Here is a 16,602-nt window from a genome sequence, read left to right on the forward strand (position 1 = left end):
AAGAGCAGTCTCGGTGTGATCGCCATCACCGCCACTCCTGGAGGCTTCATGCGGATCACGGTCACCGTCGACGGCGTGGCCTATCGCGACGAGGTGGAACCACGCACCTTGCTGGTCCACCACCTGCGCGAACGGCTCGGCAAGACCGGCACGGTCGTGGGGTGCGACACCAGCAACTGCGGCGCGTGCACGGTCCACCTCGACGGGCGGAGCGTGAAGTCCTGCGCCGTCCTCGCGGTGCAGGCCAACGGCCGGGAGGTCACCACGATCGAGGGACTGGCCCGCGACGGCGAGCTGCACCCCGTGCAGCGGGCGTTCCACGAGAACCACGCGTTGCAGTGCGGCTTCTGCACCCCGGGCATGATCATGCAGACCATCGACCTGATCGAGGAGAACCCCGACCCCGACGAGGACGAGGTGCGGCACGGCCTGGAGGGCAACCTCTGCCGCTGCACCGGCTACCAGAACATCGTCCGCGCCGTGCGCGACGCGGCGAGCCGGACCACCGCCGCCGGGGGTGCCGCGTGACCGCCACCGCCGAACCCGAAATCGGCAAAGCCCGAAGGCGCAAGGAGGACGCCCGGCTGATCACCGGCGCGACCCGGTGGACCGACAACATGCAGCTCACCGGCATGCTGCACATGGCGTTGCTGCGCAGTCCCGCGGCGCACGCCCGGATCACCTCGATCGACGTCACCGAGGCCGTGAAGATGCCCGGGGTGCTGGTCGCGCTCACCGGTCGGGACCTGGCCGACGAGCAGGGCAGCCTGCCGTGCGCGTGGCCGATCACCGAGGACATGCTCGCACCGCCCGCACCGTCGCTCGCCGTCGACCGGGTGAACTTCGCCGGCGAGGCCGTCGCCCTGGTGGTGGCCCGCAGCGCGGCCGAGGCGCACGACGCGCTGTCCGTGATCGACGTCGACTACGAGGACCTGCCGGTCGTGCTCGACCTGGAGCGGGCGGTCGCGGACGGCGCCGACCTCGTCCACCCCGACCTGGGCACCAACAAGAGCGCCACCTGGGTGTTCGACTCGGCCGAGGCGGGCACCGGGTCCGACGTCGACCAGGCCATCGCCGACGCCGAGGTGGTCGTCGAGCGCACGTTCCGCCAGCAGCGGCTGATCCCGGCGTTCATGGAGCCGCGCTCGGTCGTGGTCGACCCGGCGCCCGGCTCGGTGACGATGTGGTCGTCCACGCAGGTGCCGCACATCCTGCGGTGGATGCTGTCGGTCGTGCTCGACATCCCGGAGCAGCAGATCCGGGTCATCGCGCCGGACGTCGGCGGCGGCTTCGGCGGCAAGCTCCAGGTCACGCCGGAGGAGGTGCTGACCCTGCTGGTCGCGCGCCGCCTCGGCAAGCCGGTCAAGTGGACCGAGTCGCGCACCGAGTCGATGCTGTCCGGCCACCACGGCCGCGACCAGTTGCAGCGCATCACGATCTCGGCGCGTCGCGACGGCACGGTCACCGGCCTGAAGGTGGACCTGCTCGCCGACATGGGCGCCTACCTGCGGCTGATCACCTCGGGCGTGCCGATCCTGGGCGCGTTCATGTTCAACGCCATCTACAAGTTCCCGGCCTACCGGTTCACCTGCACGAACGTGTTCACGACCAAGGTGCCGACGGACGCGTACCGCGGCGCGGGACGCCCCGAGGCCACGTTCGCCATCGAGCGGATCATGGACGAGCTGGCCGCCGAGCTGGGCGTCGACCCGCTGGAGCTGCGCGAGCAGAACTGGATCAGGCACGAGGAGTTCCCGTTCACCACGGTCGCGGGCCTGACCTACGACTCGGGGAACTACGAGGCCGCCACCGCCCGCGCCAAGGAGCTGTTCGGGTACGACGCGCTGCGCGCCGAGCAGGCCCGGCGCCGCGCCGACGGCGACCCGGTGCAGCTGGGCATCGGCATCTCCACCTACACCGAGATGTGCGGGCTCGCGCCGTCACGCGTGCTCGGCGCGCTGCGGTACGCGGCGGGCGGCTGGGAGCACGCGGCCCTGCGGATGCTGCCCACCGGCAAGGTCGAGCTGATCACCGGCACCTCGCCGCACGGCCAGGGCCACGTGACGGCGTGGAGCCAGATCGTGGCCGACCGGCTCGGCGTGCCGTTCGAGGACGTCGAGGTGCTGCACGGCGACACGCGCGTCTCGCACCGCGGCATGGACAGCTACGGCTCGCGGTCGCTGGCCGTCGGCGGCGTGGCCGTGGTGCTGGCCGCGGACAAGGTGCTGGCCAAGGCGCGCACGGTCGCCGCGCACCTGATGGAGGTCGCCGAGGACGACGTCGAGTTCACCGCCGGCACGTTCTCCGTGCGCGGCACGTCCACGACCATGGCCCTCGGTGACGTGGTGGTGGCCGCGCACGTCGCCCACAACCTGCCCGACGGCGTGGAACCCGGGCTCGACGCCGAGGCCACGTTCGACCCGGACGACTTCTCCTACCCGCACGGCACGCACCTGTGCGCGACCGAGGTCGACACGCTGACCGGCGCGGTGAAGATCCGCTCGTACGTGTGCGTGGACGACGTCGGCAAGGTGGTCAACCCGATGATCGTGGAGGGCCAGGTGCACGGCGGCCTGGCCCAGGGCATCGCGCAGGCCCTGTACGAGGAGGCCGTGCACGACGAGGGCGGCACGCTCACCACCGCCACCCTCGCCGACTACCTGCTGCCGTCCGCGGTCGACCTGCCGCACTTCACCACCGACCGCACCGAGACGCCCGCGACCGGCAACCCGCTGGGCGTGAAGGGCGTCGGCGAGGCGGGCACGATCGCGTCCACGCCCGCCGTGGTCAACTCGGTCGTCGACGCCCTGCGGCACATGGGCGTCACCGAGGTGGAGATGCCGTGCACCCCGATGCGGGTGTGGAAGGCGATCAACGGACGAGGTGGCGGCGTGCCGGCCACCCCGGGCGCGGGCGGCGGCCTCGGCTCCCTCGACTCGCGGTCCGCCGACGACCGGGGAGGTGCGCGGTGATCCCGGCCGCGTTCGACTACGTCGCGCCCGCCACGGTGGACGAGGCGGTGCGCGCCCTGACCGCCGGCGGCGAGGACGCCAAGGTGATGGCCGGCGGGCAGAGCCTCATCCCGGTGCTGCGGATGCGGCTGGCCGTGCCGACCGTGGTGGTCGACCTGTCCGGGCTGACCGAGCTGACCGGCGTGCACGACGACGGGGACTCGCTGCGCATCGGGGCCATGACCACGCACCACGAGGTGCAGCGCGACCCGCTGGTGCGCGAGCACGCGGGGCTGCTGCGGCTGGCCACGGACACCGTCGCCGACCCGCAGGTGCGGCACCGGGGCACGTTCGGCGGCTCGCTGGCCCACGCCGACCCGGCCGGCGACCTGCTCGCGCCCGCGTTGGCGCTGGACGCGGTGATGGTGTGCGTCGGGCCGGACGGCACGCGGGAGGTGCCGGCGGCGGAGTTCTTCGTCGACTACTTCACCACCGCGCTCGCGCCGGACGAACTGCTCACCCACGTGAAGGTGCCCAAGCTGACCGGCTGGGGCGCGCGCTACGAGAAGTTCAACCGCGTCGCGCAGGCGTGGTCGATCGTGGGCGTGGCCGCCGCGGTGCGGGTGTCCGAGGGCCGGATCACCGGCGCGCGGGTCGGCCTGACCAACATGGGGCCGACCCCCGTGCGGGCCCGGGGCGTGGAGGAGGCGCTGGTCGGGCAGCCCGCGACGGCCGAGGTGATCACGTCGGCGGCCACCCGTGCCGCCGAGGGGGCCGACCCGCCGACCGACGGCAACGCCGACGCCGAGTACCGGTCCCACCTGGCCCGCGTGCTCACCGAGCGGGCGGTGGCGGCCGCGGTGAGCGCATGAAGCTCGAACACCGGTTCACCGTCCCCGCGCCCGTGCCGGAGGTGTGGGCGGCGCTGCTCGACCCGGAGAGGGTGGCGCCGTGCATGCCGGGCGCCACCCTCACCGGGGTCGACGGGCAGAGGTTCACCGGGACGGTCAAGGTCAAGCTCGGGCCCGTCACGCTCCTGTACAAGGGGACCGGCGAGTTCACGTCCGTGGACGAACGGGTGCACGCGGCCGTGCTGAAGGCGTCCGGCAAGGACACCAGGGGCAACGGCACGGCGTCCGCGTCCGTGTCGGTGGCGTTGACGTCCGGCACGTCGGGCCCCTCAGGCACGTCCGGCACGTCGGCCACCGAGGTGTCGGTGGTCACGGAGCTGGCCGTCACCGGCCGGCCGGCCCAGCTCGGCCGAGGTCTGATCAGCGAGGTCAGCGGCCGGATCATCGGCGAGTTCGCGGAATGCCTGGCGACGCGGCTCGCGCCGGCGGAAGCTGAGGAGGTGACTGCCACGGAGACCGCCGCCAAGCCGCACCTGCGCGTCGTGCCGGACGAGCCGATCGACCTGGTCGGCACGGCGGGCGTGCCCGTGCTCAAACGGGTGCTGCCGGTCCTGGCCGGGCTGCTGGCGGTGGCGCTGCTGGTGCGCGGGCTCCGCGGGCGGCACCGCTGAACGCGCGCGGCGGGCGACCGGTCCTCGGGCTGGTCGCCTGCCTCTGCGTGCTCGCGGCGTGCACCGGGTCGCCGGTGGTGATCACGACCGCGCGCGCCCCGGCGTCGACCACGTCGTCGGTGGTCCCCGAGCCGCCGTCGTTCACCCTGGCCGCCGGTGGCGACATCCTGATCCACCCGGCGCTGACCGAGCAGGCCGACGCCGACGGCGCGCGCGACTTCGTGCCGCTGCTGGAGGGGCTGCGCGAGGCGATCGACGCCGACGTGTCGATCTGCCACCTGGAGACGCCGCTGTCCGCGCCAGGCGCGCCGACCTACGGCTACCCGGCGTTCAGCGCGCCGCCCGAGGTCGCGTCGGCGTTGAAGGAGATCGGCTACGACAGCTGCTCCACCTCGTCCAACCACACCCTCGACCGCGGCGCGCCGGCGATCAGGACGACGTTGGACGCGCTGGACGCGGCCGGCTTGGAGCACACCGGCTCGTTCCGCTCGCCGGAGGAGTCCGCGACCCCGTTGCTGCTGGACGTGGGCGGGGTGAAGGTCGGGCACATCGCGTTCACGTACGGGTTCAACGGCATCCCGCTGCCGCAGCCGTGGATGGCGAACCAGCTCTCCACCGAGGGCGTGCTGGCGGCGGCGCGCGCGGCGAAGGCGGCCGGCGCGGAGGTCGTGGTGGCGAGCCTGCACTGGGGCGACGAGTACCGGCACGAGGCGACGCCGCAGCAGCGGGAGGTGGCCCGGGCCGTCCTCGCCGACCCGGCGGTGGACCTGATCATCGGCACGCACGTGCACGCCGTGCAGCCGATCGAGCAGATCGGCGGCAAGTGGGTCGTCTACGGCATGGGCAACGAGGTGGCCCGCCACTCCGAGCCGCGCGGCATCACCGAGGAAGGCATCGTCACCCGCTTCAAGTTCGTGAAGGGCCCGTCCGGCTGGGCGGTCCAGGAGGCGTCCTACCTCCCGACCCTGATCGAGTTCGGCCCCCCGATCCGCGTCGTCGACCTGACCCGCGTCCCGCCCAACCCCCGCCGCGCCGAGGCCCTCGCCCGCACGGACGGCGTCGTGCGCAGCCTGGGCTCGACCATCGCCCACCCCTGACCCGGTCGCCCTCGCCCGACCGTGTGCCCAGAGTCGTAGCTCTCCGAAACCATTGGGGGACAAGACAAAACCACTTGTCACCCGGACAGGTGTTACCGGTGGGGAACGGCGTCCGGGACCTGACGGGCGCGTCGAGCTGTGCTCCACTCGAAGGGCAGGACATTCACGGGCAGCCACTACGACGAACGTCGTGACGCCCACTGTGGAGGGAGGCTCCAATGTCTGTTCACACCCGGACCCGGACGGTCGCCGCGCCGGCGGATGTCGAGCTGCTCGGCACGCTGGTGGCCGAGCCGGAGTCCGCTCTGCCCGACCCGCCGCTGCCCGCGCCGAACGCCGCCGCCATCCTCCTGCTCGGCCTGGCCGCGCTGCTCTCGCCCGCGACCCCGAAGGAACCGCGCAAGTAGTCCGCGGCCGGAAGACGCGACGAGAGAGGACGGGAGGGCTTCGTGGACGCGTCGTCCTGCGCACGTGACGCCGCGGACCTGGCCGGTCGGGTGCTCGGCGCACTGAGGGGAAGCGGCGGAGTGGGTCTGGCCGACTTCCTGGACTCGTGCGCCGACCCGACCGCCGGGCTCGGCGCGGTCCGGTTGGTGGGTGCGGACGTCTTCCTGCCGCACGTGGTGCTGAACCGCCCGCTGGACGCCCAGGACGTCGAGGTCGTCACCGCGTCCTTCGAGGTGTTCCCGCCGGTCACCGACGCGGTCGCGCCGGAGCAGCGGGTGATGGCCTGGCACGACTGGTCCACCGCCCGGCTGCTGGCCGGCCTCACCGGCGACCGGGCCGTCGCGACGCCCGACGACCCGGTCGGCGTCCTGGGCCCGGTGGCGGAGTGGGCGCGCTGGTCGGTCGCGGTGTCGCAGCTCTCGTCGTTGGCGCACCCCGGCGCGACCGGTCCCGTGGTGGACGCGGTCGCGGCCCAGCCGTTGGCGCTGTGCCGGGGCGTGCTGCGGACCGTGCTGCGCCGCGACTTCACCACCGCGTGCCGGCTGACCCGGTGGGTGGCCCTGCTGCACGCCAAGGGCGTCGACCTGCCGGTGGACCCGGTGGTGCTGGTCGACCACGTGGGCCTGCGGGTCGACGCGGAGCCGCGCCGACTGCTGAACCTGGCCGTCGCCCGCCACCTGGTGGGTGCGGCGTGACCACCGTCGTCCACATCGCGCACGACGTCACGGCGGGCGCCCTCGGCTGGTTGCACGCCAATTGCGAGCTGGGCGGGTTCGAGGACGACTCCACCGCCGACCTCAACGACCCCGAGGGCGCCTACAAGCCGCTGTGCGAGCTGGGGCTGGCGTCGTCGCTGGTGCTGCGCGAGGGCGTGGCCGGCACGACCGAGCAGCGGGCCGCGCGCGAGCTGGCGGACTTCTCGTGGAAGCAGCTGCGCGACGGCGACCTGCTCTACGAGCGCCAACTCCGGTACGCCCTGCTCACCGACCCGTTGGAGACCTACGTCCACCACGCCCGCAGCGGACTGCGGCACCCGGCGCTGGAGCGGACCCTGGAGCAGTGCTCGGCCGAGGACTCCATGACCGAGGTGCTGCCCAACCGCAGGCTGGCCGTCGCCAACGCGCACCGCGTGCTGGGCATGCGCCGCGACGACGACTTCCCGGCCATGCTGCGGCAGACGTGGCTGGGCCGCGCGCCGCAGCCCTGGTCCCTGGACTGGTACACCGCCTACTACATGACGCACACCGTCTTCCACGTCACCGACTGGGCCGCGATGCCGGGCGAGCTGCCGCCCGACGTCGTCGAGTACCTGGAGAACTGGCTCCCGGTGTGGGCCGACGTGTGGGCGGAGGCGGGGCAGTGGGACCTGCTCGGCGAGCTGCTGATCGTGGGCGCGTGCCTGCCCGAGCCCCGGTGCGACCTGGGGGAGTGGGAGCTGTTCGCGAAGGCCCAGCACCCCGACGGGTTGCTGCCGCGCGACACCGAAACCGTCGTGGACGACCCGCGGCAGCGGTTCTACGACCACCGGCACACCGCCGTGGTAGCCACCATCGCGGGCACGTTGGCCATGTCCCGGCTGCTCGGCGGGAGCACATGAGGGACCTGGTCGCGCACCTGCCGGCCGCCGCGCCCGGCGCCACGGGTGTCGCGGTCGCGCTCCGCCAGGGCGATCGGGAGGCGGTCTTCGTCGGCGGCACGACCGGGCGAGTCGATCCGCGCCCCGTCACCAGGCACACCCGGTTCGAGCTGGGCTCGCTGACCAAGACGTTCACCGGCCTGCTGCTCGCCGAGATGGCCGACCGGGGCGAGGTGGACCCGGCCGATCCCGTCCGGCGGCACCTGCCGGTGGGCGCGGCGCCGCACCTCGGCCGCGACGTCACGCTGGAGCGCCTGGCCACCCACACGTCCGGCCTGCCGCGGCTGCCGCCCGGCTGGTGGCGGCGGGCGGTGCCGCACTGGCGCACGAACCCCTACCGCGACTTCGACGCCGACGACTTCGCGGCCTCCCTGCGCCGCACCCGTTCCCGGTCGCCCGGCCGGTACCGCTACTCGAACCTCGGCGGCGCGCTGCTGGGCGAGGCGCTGGCCCGCGCGGCCGGCCTGCCCTACCCCGAGCTGCTGGCCGAACGCGTGCTGCGCCCGCTGCACCTGGACGACACCGACTGCTCCCCGTCCGCGCAGGTCACCGGGCACCTGCGCGGACGTCCCCGGCCGCCGTGGGAGATACCCGGCCTGCCCGCCGCCGGCGCCCTGCGCTCGTCGGCGCACGACCTGCTGCGCTACCTGACCGCCCACCTGACCCCGTCCGCCGGACCGCTGGGACCGGCCCTCACCGAGGTCGTCCGACCGCGTGCGTCGGCCGGTGACCACGAGGTGTGCCTGGTCTGGAACCTGCGCCGCAGAGAGGGTCACGATCTGCTGTTCCACTCCGGCGCCACCCGCGGCTGCACGGCGTTCGCCGCGTTCAGCCCCGGCGCCGGCACCGCGTTCGTGGCCCTGGCCAACGCCGGCCCGACCGCGGGCAGCTCTTTCGTGCAACGCGCCTACGAAGCCGCCTGGTCGCTGACCGACCGCCCCGCGAGTCGAACCCCCAGGCCCCTCGTGTCGAACCTCCAGGCCCCCTGAGTTCGACACCCGGGACGAGCGCCCGACCGATTCCTCCGGCCCCGCCCGCCGGTCTGCACCCCCGACACCACGATCACGAGGGCGGGGACGATGGCGAGCAGGCAGTCGGCGGCGGTGCGCGCGATGTACGAGCGGTGGACGGTGGACCGGCTCAACGGGCGGCCGATGGACCCGGAGAGCTGGGGCGACCTCACCGCCGAGCCGCGCGGTGTCGACTACGTCGAGACCAGCGGGCCCGGCACGCCCGCGATGTGGCTGCTGCCGCACGGCGCGGCGACCGATCGCGCGCTGCTGTGCATGCACGGCGGCGGGTACGTGGCCGGGTCGATCTACACGCACCGCAAGATGTACGGGCACCTGGCCAAGGCCGTGGGGGCGCGGGCGCTGCTGTTCGAGTACCCGTTCGCGCCGGGCCACGCGCACCCGGCGCAGGTGGAGCGGGCCACCGGGGTCTACCGGTGGCTGCTGGGGACGTTCGCCGCGGCGCGGATCGCGTTCGTCGGCGATTCGGCGGGTGGAGCCCTGGCGGTGACCACGCAGCTCGACGCCCGTGCGCGCGGCCTGCCGCCGCCCGCCGCCGCGATGGCGATCTCGCCGTGGGTCGACCTGGAGGTGCGCGGGGAGACGTTCCGGACCAACGCGCTGACCGACGGCTACTTCTACCGCGACTTCGTGGACGGGTTGGTGGACGCCTTCCTCGGGCCCGGCGGCGACCGCCGCGACCCGCTCGCCAACCCCCTGCACGCCGACCTGACCGGCCTCGCGCCGCTGTACGTGCAGGTCGGTGGGCACGAGACACTGGTCGACGACAGCCGGATGCTGGTCGAACGGGCCGAGCACGCGGGGGTGGAGGTGCGGTTCGACGTGTTCGAGGAGCAGGTGCACACGTTCCAGATGGCCGCCGGGCGGGCGCCGGAGGCCGACGACGCGATCGCCCGGCTCGCGTCGTGGGCACGGCCGAGGTTGGGGTGGGCGTGACGTCGTTCGAGCGGGAGACCGAGCCGTTCCGGCGGGAGTTGCTGGCGCACTGCTACCGGATGCTCGGGTCGCGGCACGAGGCCGAGGACCTGGTGCAGGAGACGTACCTGCGGGCGTGGCGGTCGTTCGACGGCTTCGAGGGGCGGTCGTCGGTGCGGGTGTGGCTGTACCGGATCGCCACCAACGCCTGCCTGAACGCCCTGAAGGGCCGCCGTCGCCGCGTCCTGCCCTCGACGTTCGAGCCGGGCGAGGAGTGGTTGGAACCGATGCCGGACGCGCTGGTCACGCCGGAGTCCGACGACCCGGCCGCCGTCGTCACCTCCCGCCACGACCTGCGCCTGGCCCTGATCGCGGGCCTCCAGCACCTGCCGCCGCGGCAGCGGGCCGTGCTGATCCTGCGCGAGGTGCTGGACGTCCCGGCCGCCGAGGTGGCGTCGATGCTGGAGGTGACGGTGGCGTCGGTGAAGAGCGCCCTGCAACGCGCGCGGGCCACCCTGGCACAGGTCGCCCCCACCGCCGACGACGTGGTCGAGCCGACGTCACCGCGGGCGCGGGCACTGCTGTCGGAGTACGTCGCGGGTTTCGAGAACTCGGACCTGTCGGCGCTGGAACGCGCACTGCGCGCGGACGCGGCCCTGGAGGTGGTCGGCTCGCCGACGTGGTTCGACGGCCGCGCCACCTGCCTGGCGTTCCTCGGCACCGTCATCGGCTCGCCGGGTGACTGGCGGATGACCCCGACCACGGCCAACAACCACCCGGCCGTCTTCGTCCACCACCAGGGCGAGCCGTGGGGCATGGCCGTCCTCACCGCCACCGGGACCGGCATCGCCCGCCTCACGGTGTTCCCGGACCCGGCGCTCGTGGCACCGGCGCTCGTGGAGCCCGGTCTCCGCCGGACCTGATCGCCTCGGTCAGCGCGCGGCGCGGACGCGGTCCAGGCGGGCCAGCCACCGGGAGGTCGTCGCGTCGTCGGCGGCGAACTCGGCGAAGCGGTCGGGTCCCGGGGCGTGCCGGGGCACGGGCAGCAGGCCGTCCACCGGGACCAGCGAGTCGGTGGTGACGTCACCGTCCAGCAGGGGCAGCGTGCCGAGGCCGCACGCGAAGTCGAGGTCCGGGAGCGCGGCGGCCAGGGCGAGGCCGGCCGCCATCCCGACCGACGTCTCCACCGCCGACGACACCACGCACGGCAACCCGCACGCCTGCGCCACCGCCAACGCCCGCCGCACACCGCCCAACGGCGCGACCTTGATCACCGCCACGTCCGCCGCACCGGCCACCGCCACCTTCAACGGGTCCTCCGCGCGCCGGATCGACTCGTCCGCCGCGATCCGCACGTCGACCCGCCGCCGCACCGCCGCCAACTCCTCGATCGACCGGCACGGCTGCTCGACGTACTCCAGGCCGCGCGCCGCCCGTTCCAGCTCGCGGATCGCGTGCACGGCCGTGTCCACGTCCCACGCCATGTTCGCGTCCACCCGGATCGCCCCGGACGGCCCGAGCGCGTCCCGCACCGCCTCCACGCGCGCCAGGTCGTCGGCGAGCGGCGTGCCCGGATCGGCCACCTTCACCTTCGCCGTGGCGCAGCCGGAGCGGGCGACGATGTCGTGCGCGCGTTCCGGGGAGACGACGGGAACCGTGCAGTTGACCGGGATCCGGTCGCGGACCGGCGCGGGCCACCCCTGCTCGGCCGCCTCCAGCGCGCACGCCAGCCAGGGCGCGCACTCGTCGTCGGAGTAGTCGAGGAACGCGCAGAACTCACCCCACCCGGCGGCCCCTTCCAGCAGCACGCCTTCACGCACCGTGATGCCGCGGAACCGGTTGCGCATCGGGATCGAGTAGACCAGCACCACGCGACCTTAGGCGATGCCGCGTCGGGTCGGACGCCCGCTACGCTTATCGAAATTCGATAGGTTTTGAGTGGTATTCGATGTGATCAAGCTCGGGAGGCTCCATGAAGTACCTGCTCCCCGCCCTGCTCCTCGTCCTCGGCCTCGCCGCCTTCGTGGCCGGAGGAGCCGACGACTCGCCAGGTCTCCAGCTCATCGGGGCCGTGCTCGCCATCGGCGCGATCGTGCTCGGCGTGCGGGCGGCCCGGCGCGTCGGGTGACCAGTGGAGCGGGTCCAGGGCGGCGACCCGGCGCAGGGCGCTGCGCGTCAGCTCCGGGTCCGACTCCTCCACGACGATCCGCAACGCCGACTCGAACTGGTCGACGCGGCGGTCCAGTTCGGCCAGTTCGCGGGTCGGCTCGGCGATCGCGGCGGCCAGGCCGGGGCGGTTCTCGGTCCGGGACAGCGACTCCCGCATGGGTTGGCTGTCCCGCAACGCCAGCAACGCCCGCCACAGCAGCAGTTCCACCCGGGTGACGCGGCGGGGGTCGAGGTCGCGCATGGCGTCGAAGTGGGCGCACAGGCGGCCGGCGCGGCGGCGTTGGACGGGATCGGTGAACTGGTCGCAGTGCACGACATCGCGTGCTCCGGCGGCCATCACGACGTCCCACTCGGTCACCCGCGCCCACCGCCGCTTCCGCTTCGCGGCACGGCGGATCGCGGCGAGGTCGGCCTCGGGCCGCCACATCCACCAGCGGGGTAACGGCGCCACTCGGGTCACGTCAGCGAGCCGCGAGGAACGCCGCGAACGCCCCGCCGGCTGAACGTCGACACCGGGCTCCGCTCATCGATTCGCTGTAGGACGACTTGCGCCACGGGGACTTCATCGCGATCACAGGTCCTTCATAGTCCGCTCGATCCACCAGGGGAAGTCTGCCGACCGCTCCGCCACTCGCGGGTCCGGGGTCGAGGAGCGCTGCTCGATCGAGGCCGAGGCGGGGTTGACGGAGGTGGTCGAGCACTCCAGCGAGCGCTCGACCACCTCCGGGCAGTCGACGCGGACGGGGCGGCCGGCTCAGCCGACCTCGGGCAGCTTGGGGCCGAGCAGGTCGTCCGCGTCCACGATCTTGTACGCGTAGCCCTGCTCCGCCAGGAACCGCTGCCGGTGCGCCGCGTAGTCGGTGTCCAACGTGTCCCGCGACACGACCGAGTAGAAGTGCGCCTGCCGCCCGTCGCCCTTGGGCCGCAACAACCGGCCGAGTCGCTGCGCCTCCTCCTGCCGCGACCCGAACGTCCCCGACACCTGCACGGCCACCGACGCCTCGGGCAGGTCGATGGAGAAGTTCGCCACCTTCGACACCACCAACGTCCGCAGCTCGCCCCGCCGGAACCGGTCGAACAGGGCCTCGCGCTCCTTGTTCTTCGTCGAACCCTGGATGATCGGCGCGTCCAGCGCCTCGCCCAGCGACTCCAGCTGGTCCAGGTAGGCCCCGATCACCAGCGTCGGCTCGTCGGGGTGCCGCGCCAGGATCGCCTTCACCACCGGCAGCTTCGTCCGGGCCGTGGAGCACAGCTTGTAGCGCTCCTCCGGCTCGGCCGTGGCGTACTCCAGCCGCTCGTGGTCGGTCAGCGTCACCCGCACCTCGACGCACTCGGCGGGCGCGATCCAGCCCTGCGCCTCGATGTCCCGCCACGGCACGTCGTACCGCTTCGGGCCGATCAGCGAGAACACGTCGCCCTCCTGGCCGTCCTCGCGCACCAGCGTCGCGGTCAGGCCGAGCCGGCGGCGTGACTGGAGGTCGGCCGTCATCCGGAACACCGGCGCGGGCAGCAGGTGCACCTCGTCGTAGACGATCAGGCCCCAGTCCCGCGAGTCGAACAGCTCCAGGTGCTTGTACTCGCCCTTCGACTTGCGGGTGATCACCTGGTAGGTCGCGATCGTGACCGGCCGGATCTCCTTGCGCTCACCGGAGTACTCGCCGATCTCCTCCTCGGTCAACGTGGTCCGCGCGATCAGCTCGCGCTTCCACTGCCGGCCGGCCACGGTGTTCGTGACCAGGATCAACGTGGTCGCGCCCGCCTCGGCCATCGCCGCCGCGCCCACCAGCGTCTTGCCCGCGCCGCACGGCAGCACGACCACGCCCGAGCCGCCCGCCCAGAACGCCTGCGCGGCCCGCCGCTGGTAGTCGCGCAGCTCCCAGCCGTCCTCGACCAGGTCGATCGGGTGGGCCTCGCCGTCGACGTACCCGGCCAGGTCCTCCGCCGGCCAGCCGATCTTGAGCAGCAGCTGCTTGAGCCGGCCGCGTTCGCTCGGGTGCACGATCACCGTGTCGTCGTCGACGCGCGCGCCCAGCATCGGCTTGACCTTCTTGTGCCGGAGCACCTCCTCCAGCACGGCGCGGTCGAGCGAGTTCAGCACCAGGCCGTGCACGGGGTGGTTGGCGAGCTGGAGCCGGCCGAACCGGCCCATCGTGTCGACCACGTCCACCAGCAACGGCTGCGGCACGGGGTAGCGGGAGAACCGGACCAGCGCGTCGACCACCTGCTCGGCGTCGTGACCGGCGGCACGCGCGTTCCACAGCGCCAGCGGCGTGATGCGGTAGGTGTGGACGTGCTCGGGCGCGCGTTCGAGTTCGGCGAACGGCGCGATGGCGGTGCGCGCGTCGTCCGACAGGGGGTGCTCGACCTCCAGCAGCAGGGTCTTGTCCGACTGGACGATCAACGGGCCGTCGGTCACGGGTGCGCGCTCCTGTCGCTTGGTGTACCTCAAGTGTGCCTACCGCGTGCAAGTCGGAAGCGGACAGTACGCGGACGCGCACCCAACGCTTACGGACTCGGTTCGGTAAAACCGCGTACGCCCATGTGGTGCAGCCGATAACTTCCCTGCGCCCCACCGCGACCCTACGCGCGGACGTACTGGGGCCCTCCCGGATGAACGAAGGTCCACATGAGCACGGACATGCCCGCGTCCGCACCGCAGTACCAGAACGGTCCGCAGTACCAGGGCGCCCCGCAGTACCAGAACGCCCCGCAGGGCCAGCCGATTCCGCCGGCGCCGAAGAAGAAGGGCATCGTCGCGCGCATCCTCACCGCGATCATCGGTATCGCGGTGGCGGCTGTGGTCGTGTACGGCATCAACTACTTCACCAGCGACGCGGCCCAGTCCAAGGCCGGTGACTGCGCCAGCCTGACCGGCACCAACACCAAGCCGGACTACAAGGCCGTGGACTGCGGCTCGGCCGAGGCCAACTACACCGTCGGCCAGGTGCTCGACTCGACCACCGCGAAGTGCCCCAGCGAGTACTACGACGAGTACACCGAGACCGCCCGTCGCGGCCCCGACTCGAAGCTGTGCCTGGTGCCGAACCTGGTCGAGGGCAGCTGCTACGACATCGAGAACACCACGCAGATGGGCTACCCGGCCGTCGACTGCGGTCAGGCCGGCACGTTCAAGCTGGTCAAGCTGGTCAAGGGCAGCGCGGACGAGAGCGCATGCACCGACGCCGCGCCGCTGACGTACCCCGAGCCGAAGACGACCTTCTGCTTCGCGCCGAACGAGTAAGGGCGGACGAGCGACGACCGCTCCACGTCGCGACCGCGGACTCCGCCGGTGAGCCGGCCGGGCCGCGAGCGGCTGATCCACGTCGCGGTGCGCGTGGCGCTACCTTCAGTGGCGTCACGCGCACCCGTCCAGCGAGGATGATCATGAGCAACGAGCCGAGTCGACCCGTCGACGACGTGCCGGCCGGGGCCGGGGGCGATCCCGCCGCGCGCCCGGACGTGCCACCCGCCGACGCCGCGCGCATCGCGGCCTCGCGGGACGCCGCCGCGGCGGCCGACGAGCGGGAGCTGTCCACCCCGGCGTCGTCCGGCCTCGGCTCGGGCGCGGGCTCCGCCGAACCCGGCGACACCACCCCCGAGCCCGGCGCGAGCGTCCGGGAGCGCCCCGTGGCCGGCAACGAGCCCGCCACGCCCGCCGGCCCGACCGGTGTGCCCGGCGCGCGCCCCGCGCCCGCCGCGGACCCCGTGGCCTCCGTCGAGCCCGCCTCCGGAGCACCCGCGGCGAACGGGACCGGCAAGTCCGGCGGCGGCCGGAAGGTCCTCATCGGCGTGCTGGTCGTGCTGCTGATCGGCCTCGTCGTCTACGGCGTGCGCCACCTCACCAGCGATCCCGCCAACGCGGAGGTCGGCGACTGCGTCAGCGTGGCCGCCGAGTCGGACAACCGGGCCGAGGTCGACACCCTGGCCTGCTCCGCCGACAAGGCCTCGTACAAGGTGGGCAAGGTCCTCGACGCGACCGACGCCACCTGCCCCGAGGACGGCCTCTACACCGAGATCGTCCCGGCCGGCGGTGTCGGCGACGGCTACAAGCTGTGCCTGCTGCCCAACATGGCCGAGGGCGTCTGCTACCGGCCCGACGAGGGCACCGGGTTCGTCAAGTCCGACTGCAAGGGTCCCGAGACCATCAAGGTGACCAAGGTCATCGAGGGCTCCAGCGACCTGGAGGCCTGTGCCGACGCCGCGGGCATGGCCTACCCGGAGCCGCCCGTCACGTACTGCCTGGAGCCCGCGGAGCTGTGACGTTCGTCGCCGGGGCCTGACCACTGGCGGGTGAACCCGCTCAACCCGGCACGCGACCGTGCCGATGCCCTGTTCCATGCGGAAGATCGGGTTGGGCATCGGGGCGGTCGCGGTCGTGGTGGCGGGCGCGTTCGCGTTCTCCCTGCTCACCAGCGGGCCCGCGGGCACCGAGCCGGGGGTCTGCGCGCACATCGAGAAGGTCGAGAGCGGCGCGAAGTACCGGCCGATGGACTGCCGGGCCGCCGACGCCAACGTGCGGGTCGCCAAGGTCGTCGACGAGGCCTCGCAGTGCCCCAAGGGCGGCGCGCCGTACACGATCTTCACCCGCGCGGACACGTTGTGCCTGATCCCCAACTTCCTGGAGGGGTCCTGCTACCAGGGCGACCGCGAGGCGGGGATGAAGAGGGTCGACTGCACGACCGCCGAGGCGATCCGGGTGGCGAGCATCGACCGCGAGCCGGTGGAGTGCGCGAACGGGCAGAAGTTGACCTACGTCGAGCCCGTCGTCACGTTCTGCCTGGTCCCGGTGTCCGACAAGGGCTGAAATCGCTGCGCCCGCGCGGCGCGCGACGGT

At 73.1% G+C, this 16,602-nt stretch carries 18 protein-coding genes; 14 read left to right on the plus strand and 4 right to left on the minus strand.

What is annotated here, in order from left to right:
* The first annotated feature begins 48 nt into the window (after nt 1-48).
* The 11 genes from ACQPYE_RS02470 to ACQPYE_RS02520 all read left to right on the plus strand — a co-directional run bounded on the left by ACQPYE_RS02470 (nt 49) and on the right by ACQPYE_RS02520 (nt 10,522).
* On the plus strand, nt 49-528 hold the full coding sequence (locus tag ACQPYE_RS02470; protein ID WP_498718900.1) for a (2Fe-2S)-binding protein: 480 nt from the start codon (nt 49-51) through the stop codon (nt 526-528).
* Complete coding sequence (locus ACQPYE_RS02475) at nt 525-2,972, plus strand: xanthine dehydrogenase family protein molybdopterin-binding subunit (RefSeq protein ID WP_498718901.1); 2,448 nt, start codon at nt 525-527, stop codon at nt 2,970-2,972. Before ACQPYE_RS02470 ends, ACQPYE_RS02475 begins: the two co-directional genes overlap by 4 nt.
* A complete protein-coding gene (locus ACQPYE_RS02480; RefSeq protein ID WP_498718902.1) occupies nt 2,969-3,823 on the plus strand; it encodes an FAD binding domain-containing protein in 855 nt (284 codons plus the stop codon). The genes ACQPYE_RS02475 and ACQPYE_RS02480 overlap by 4 nt, the downstream gene beginning before the upstream one ends.
* On the plus strand, nt 3,820-4,473 hold the full coding sequence (locus ACQPYE_RS02485; RefSeq protein ID WP_498718903.1) for an SRPBCC family protein: 654 nt from the start codon (nt 3,820-3,822) through the stop codon (nt 4,471-4,473). Before ACQPYE_RS02480 ends, ACQPYE_RS02485 begins: the two co-directional genes overlap by 4 nt.
* A gap of 47 nt (nt 4,474-4,520) precedes the next feature.
* A complete protein-coding gene (locus tag ACQPYE_RS02490; protein ID WP_498718904.1) occupies nt 4,521-5,570 on the plus strand; it encodes a CapA family protein in 1,050 nt (349 codons plus the stop codon).
* Between the two features lie 218 nt (nt 5,571-5,788).
* The gene (locus ACQPYE_RS02495) at nt 5,789-5,977 is read left to right on the plus strand and encodes a hypothetical protein (RefSeq protein WP_498718905.1); all 189 of its coding nucleotides are present in this window, start codon (nt 5,789-5,791) and stop codon (nt 5,975-5,977) included.
* A gap of 42 nt (nt 5,978-6,019) precedes the next feature.
* Nucleotides 6,020-6,712 (plus strand): hypothetical protein, encoded by a 693-nt coding sequence (locus ACQPYE_RS02500; protein WP_498718906.1) that lies wholly within the window; start codon nt 6,020-6,022, stop codon nt 6,710-6,712.
* The gene (locus tag ACQPYE_RS02505; protein ID WP_498718907.1) at nt 6,709-7,614 is read left to right on the plus strand and encodes a DUF6895 family protein; all 906 of its coding nucleotides are present in this window, start codon (nt 6,709-6,711) and stop codon (nt 7,612-7,614) included. The genes ACQPYE_RS02500 and ACQPYE_RS02505 overlap by 4 nt, the downstream gene beginning before the upstream one ends.
* Nucleotides 7,611-8,642 (plus strand): serine hydrolase domain-containing protein, encoded by a 1,032-nt coding sequence (locus ACQPYE_RS02510; protein ID WP_498718908.1) that lies wholly within the window; start codon nt 7,611-7,613, stop codon nt 8,640-8,642. The genes ACQPYE_RS02505 and ACQPYE_RS02510 overlap by 4 nt, the downstream gene beginning before the upstream one ends.
* A gap of 90 nt (nt 8,643-8,732) precedes the next feature.
* Nucleotides 8,733-9,620 (plus strand): alpha/beta hydrolase, encoded by an 888-nt coding sequence (locus ACQPYE_RS02515; RefSeq protein ID WP_498718909.1) that lies wholly within the window; start codon nt 8,733-8,735, stop codon nt 9,618-9,620.
* On the plus strand, nt 9,617-10,522 hold the full coding sequence (locus tag ACQPYE_RS02520) for an RNA polymerase subunit sigma-70 (RefSeq protein ID WP_498718910.1): 906 nt from the start codon (nt 9,617-9,619) through the stop codon (nt 10,520-10,522). The genes ACQPYE_RS02515 and ACQPYE_RS02520 overlap by 4 nt, the downstream gene beginning before the upstream one ends.
* A gap of 9 nt (nt 10,523-10,531) precedes the next feature.
* Here the strand turns inward: ACQPYE_RS02520 and ACQPYE_RS02525 are convergent, their stop codons facing one another.
* From ACQPYE_RS02525 to ACQPYE_RS02540, 4 genes are all read right to left on the minus strand, one after another.
* Nucleotides 10,532-11,467, minus strand: coding sequence for an o-succinylbenzoate synthase (locus ACQPYE_RS02525; protein WP_498718911.1), 936 nt, complete (start codon nt 11,465-11,467; stop codon nt 10,532-10,534).
* Nucleotides 11,468-11,553: 86 nt separating this feature from the next.
* A complete protein-coding gene (locus tag ACQPYE_RS02530; RefSeq protein ID WP_498718912.1) occupies nt 11,554-12,195 on the minus strand; it encodes a hypothetical protein in 642 nt (213 codons plus the stop codon).
* A gap of 144 nt (nt 12,196-12,339) precedes the next feature.
* On the minus strand, nt 12,340-12,489 hold the full coding sequence (locus tag ACQPYE_RS02535) for a hypothetical protein (protein WP_498718913.1): 150 nt from the start codon (nt 12,487-12,489) through the stop codon (nt 12,340-12,342).
* 33 nt (nt 12,490-12,522) lie between these two features.
* Nucleotides 12,523-14,184, minus strand: coding sequence for a DNA repair helicase XPB (locus ACQPYE_RS02540; RefSeq protein ID WP_498718914.1), 1,662 nt, complete (start codon nt 14,182-14,184; stop codon nt 12,523-12,525).
* 210 nt (nt 14,185-14,394) lie between these two features.
* Between ACQPYE_RS02540 and ACQPYE_RS02545 the strand changes: the two genes are divergently transcribed.
* From ACQPYE_RS02545 to ACQPYE_RS02555, 3 genes are all read left to right on the plus strand, one after another.
* Nucleotides 14,395-15,009 (plus strand): LppU/SCO3897 family protein, encoded by a 615-nt coding sequence (locus ACQPYE_RS02545; RefSeq protein WP_498718915.1) that lies wholly within the window; start codon nt 14,395-14,397, stop codon nt 15,007-15,009.
* 143 nt (nt 15,010-15,152) lie between these two features.
* Nucleotides 15,153-16,028 carry an LppU/SCO3897 family protein gene (locus ACQPYE_RS02550; protein ID WP_498718916.1) on the plus strand — a complete coding sequence of 292 codons (876 nt, stop codon included), beginning with the start codon at nt 15,153-15,155 and terminating at the stop codon, nt 16,026-16,028.
* Nucleotides 16,029-16,104: 76 nt separating this feature from the next.
* Nucleotides 16,105-16,572 (plus strand): LppU/SCO3897 family protein, encoded by a 468-nt coding sequence (locus ACQPYE_RS02555; protein ID WP_498718917.1) that lies wholly within the window; start codon nt 16,105-16,107, stop codon nt 16,570-16,572.
* Nucleotides 16,573-16,602: the final 30 nt, after the last annotated feature.

Origin of the sequence: Actinosynnema sp. CA-299493, from assembly GCF_050946825.1 — a bacterium.
Taxonomy (GTDB): Bacteria; Actinomycetota; Actinomycetes; order Mycobacteriales; family Pseudonocardiaceae; genus Actinosynnema.

Excerpts from the sequence above, each read along its gene's own strand:
- ACQPYE_RS02470 (WP_498718900.1), top strand. The coding sequence starts at position 49 with ATGCGGATCACGGTCACCGTCGACGGCGTGGCCTATCGCGACGAGGTG.
- ACQPYE_RS02485 (WP_498718903.1), top strand. The coding sequence starts at position 3,820 with ATGAAGCTCGAACACCGGTTCACCGTCCCCGCGCCCGTGCCGGAGGTG.
- ACQPYE_RS02495 (WP_498718905.1), top strand. The coding sequence starts at position 5,789 with ATGTCTGTTCACACCCGGACCCGGACGGTCGCCGCGCCGGCGGATGTC.
- ACQPYE_RS02510 (WP_498718908.1), top strand. The coding sequence starts at position 7,611 with ATGAGGGACCTGGTCGCGCACCTGCCGGCCGCCGCGCCCGGCGCCACG.
- ACQPYE_RS02515 (WP_498718909.1), top strand. The coding sequence starts at position 8,733 with ATGGCGAGCAGGCAGTCGGCGGCGGTGCGCGCGATGTACGAGCGGTGG.
- ACQPYE_RS02530 (WP_498718912.1), bottom strand. The coding sequence starts at position 12,195 with ATGTGGCGGCCCGAGGCCGACCTCGCCGCGATCCGCCGTGCCGCGAAG.
- ACQPYE_RS02545 (WP_498718915.1), top strand. The coding sequence starts at position 14,395 with ATGAGCACGGACATGCCCGCGTCCGCACCGCAGTACCAGAACGGTCCG.
- ACQPYE_RS02550 (WP_498718916.1), top strand. The coding sequence starts at position 15,153 with ATGAGCAACGAGCCGAGTCGACCCGTCGACGACGTGCCGGCCGGGGCC.
- ACQPYE_RS02555 (WP_498718917.1), top strand. The coding sequence starts at position 16,105 with ATGCGGAAGATCGGGTTGGGCATCGGGGCGGTCGCGGTCGTGGTGGCG.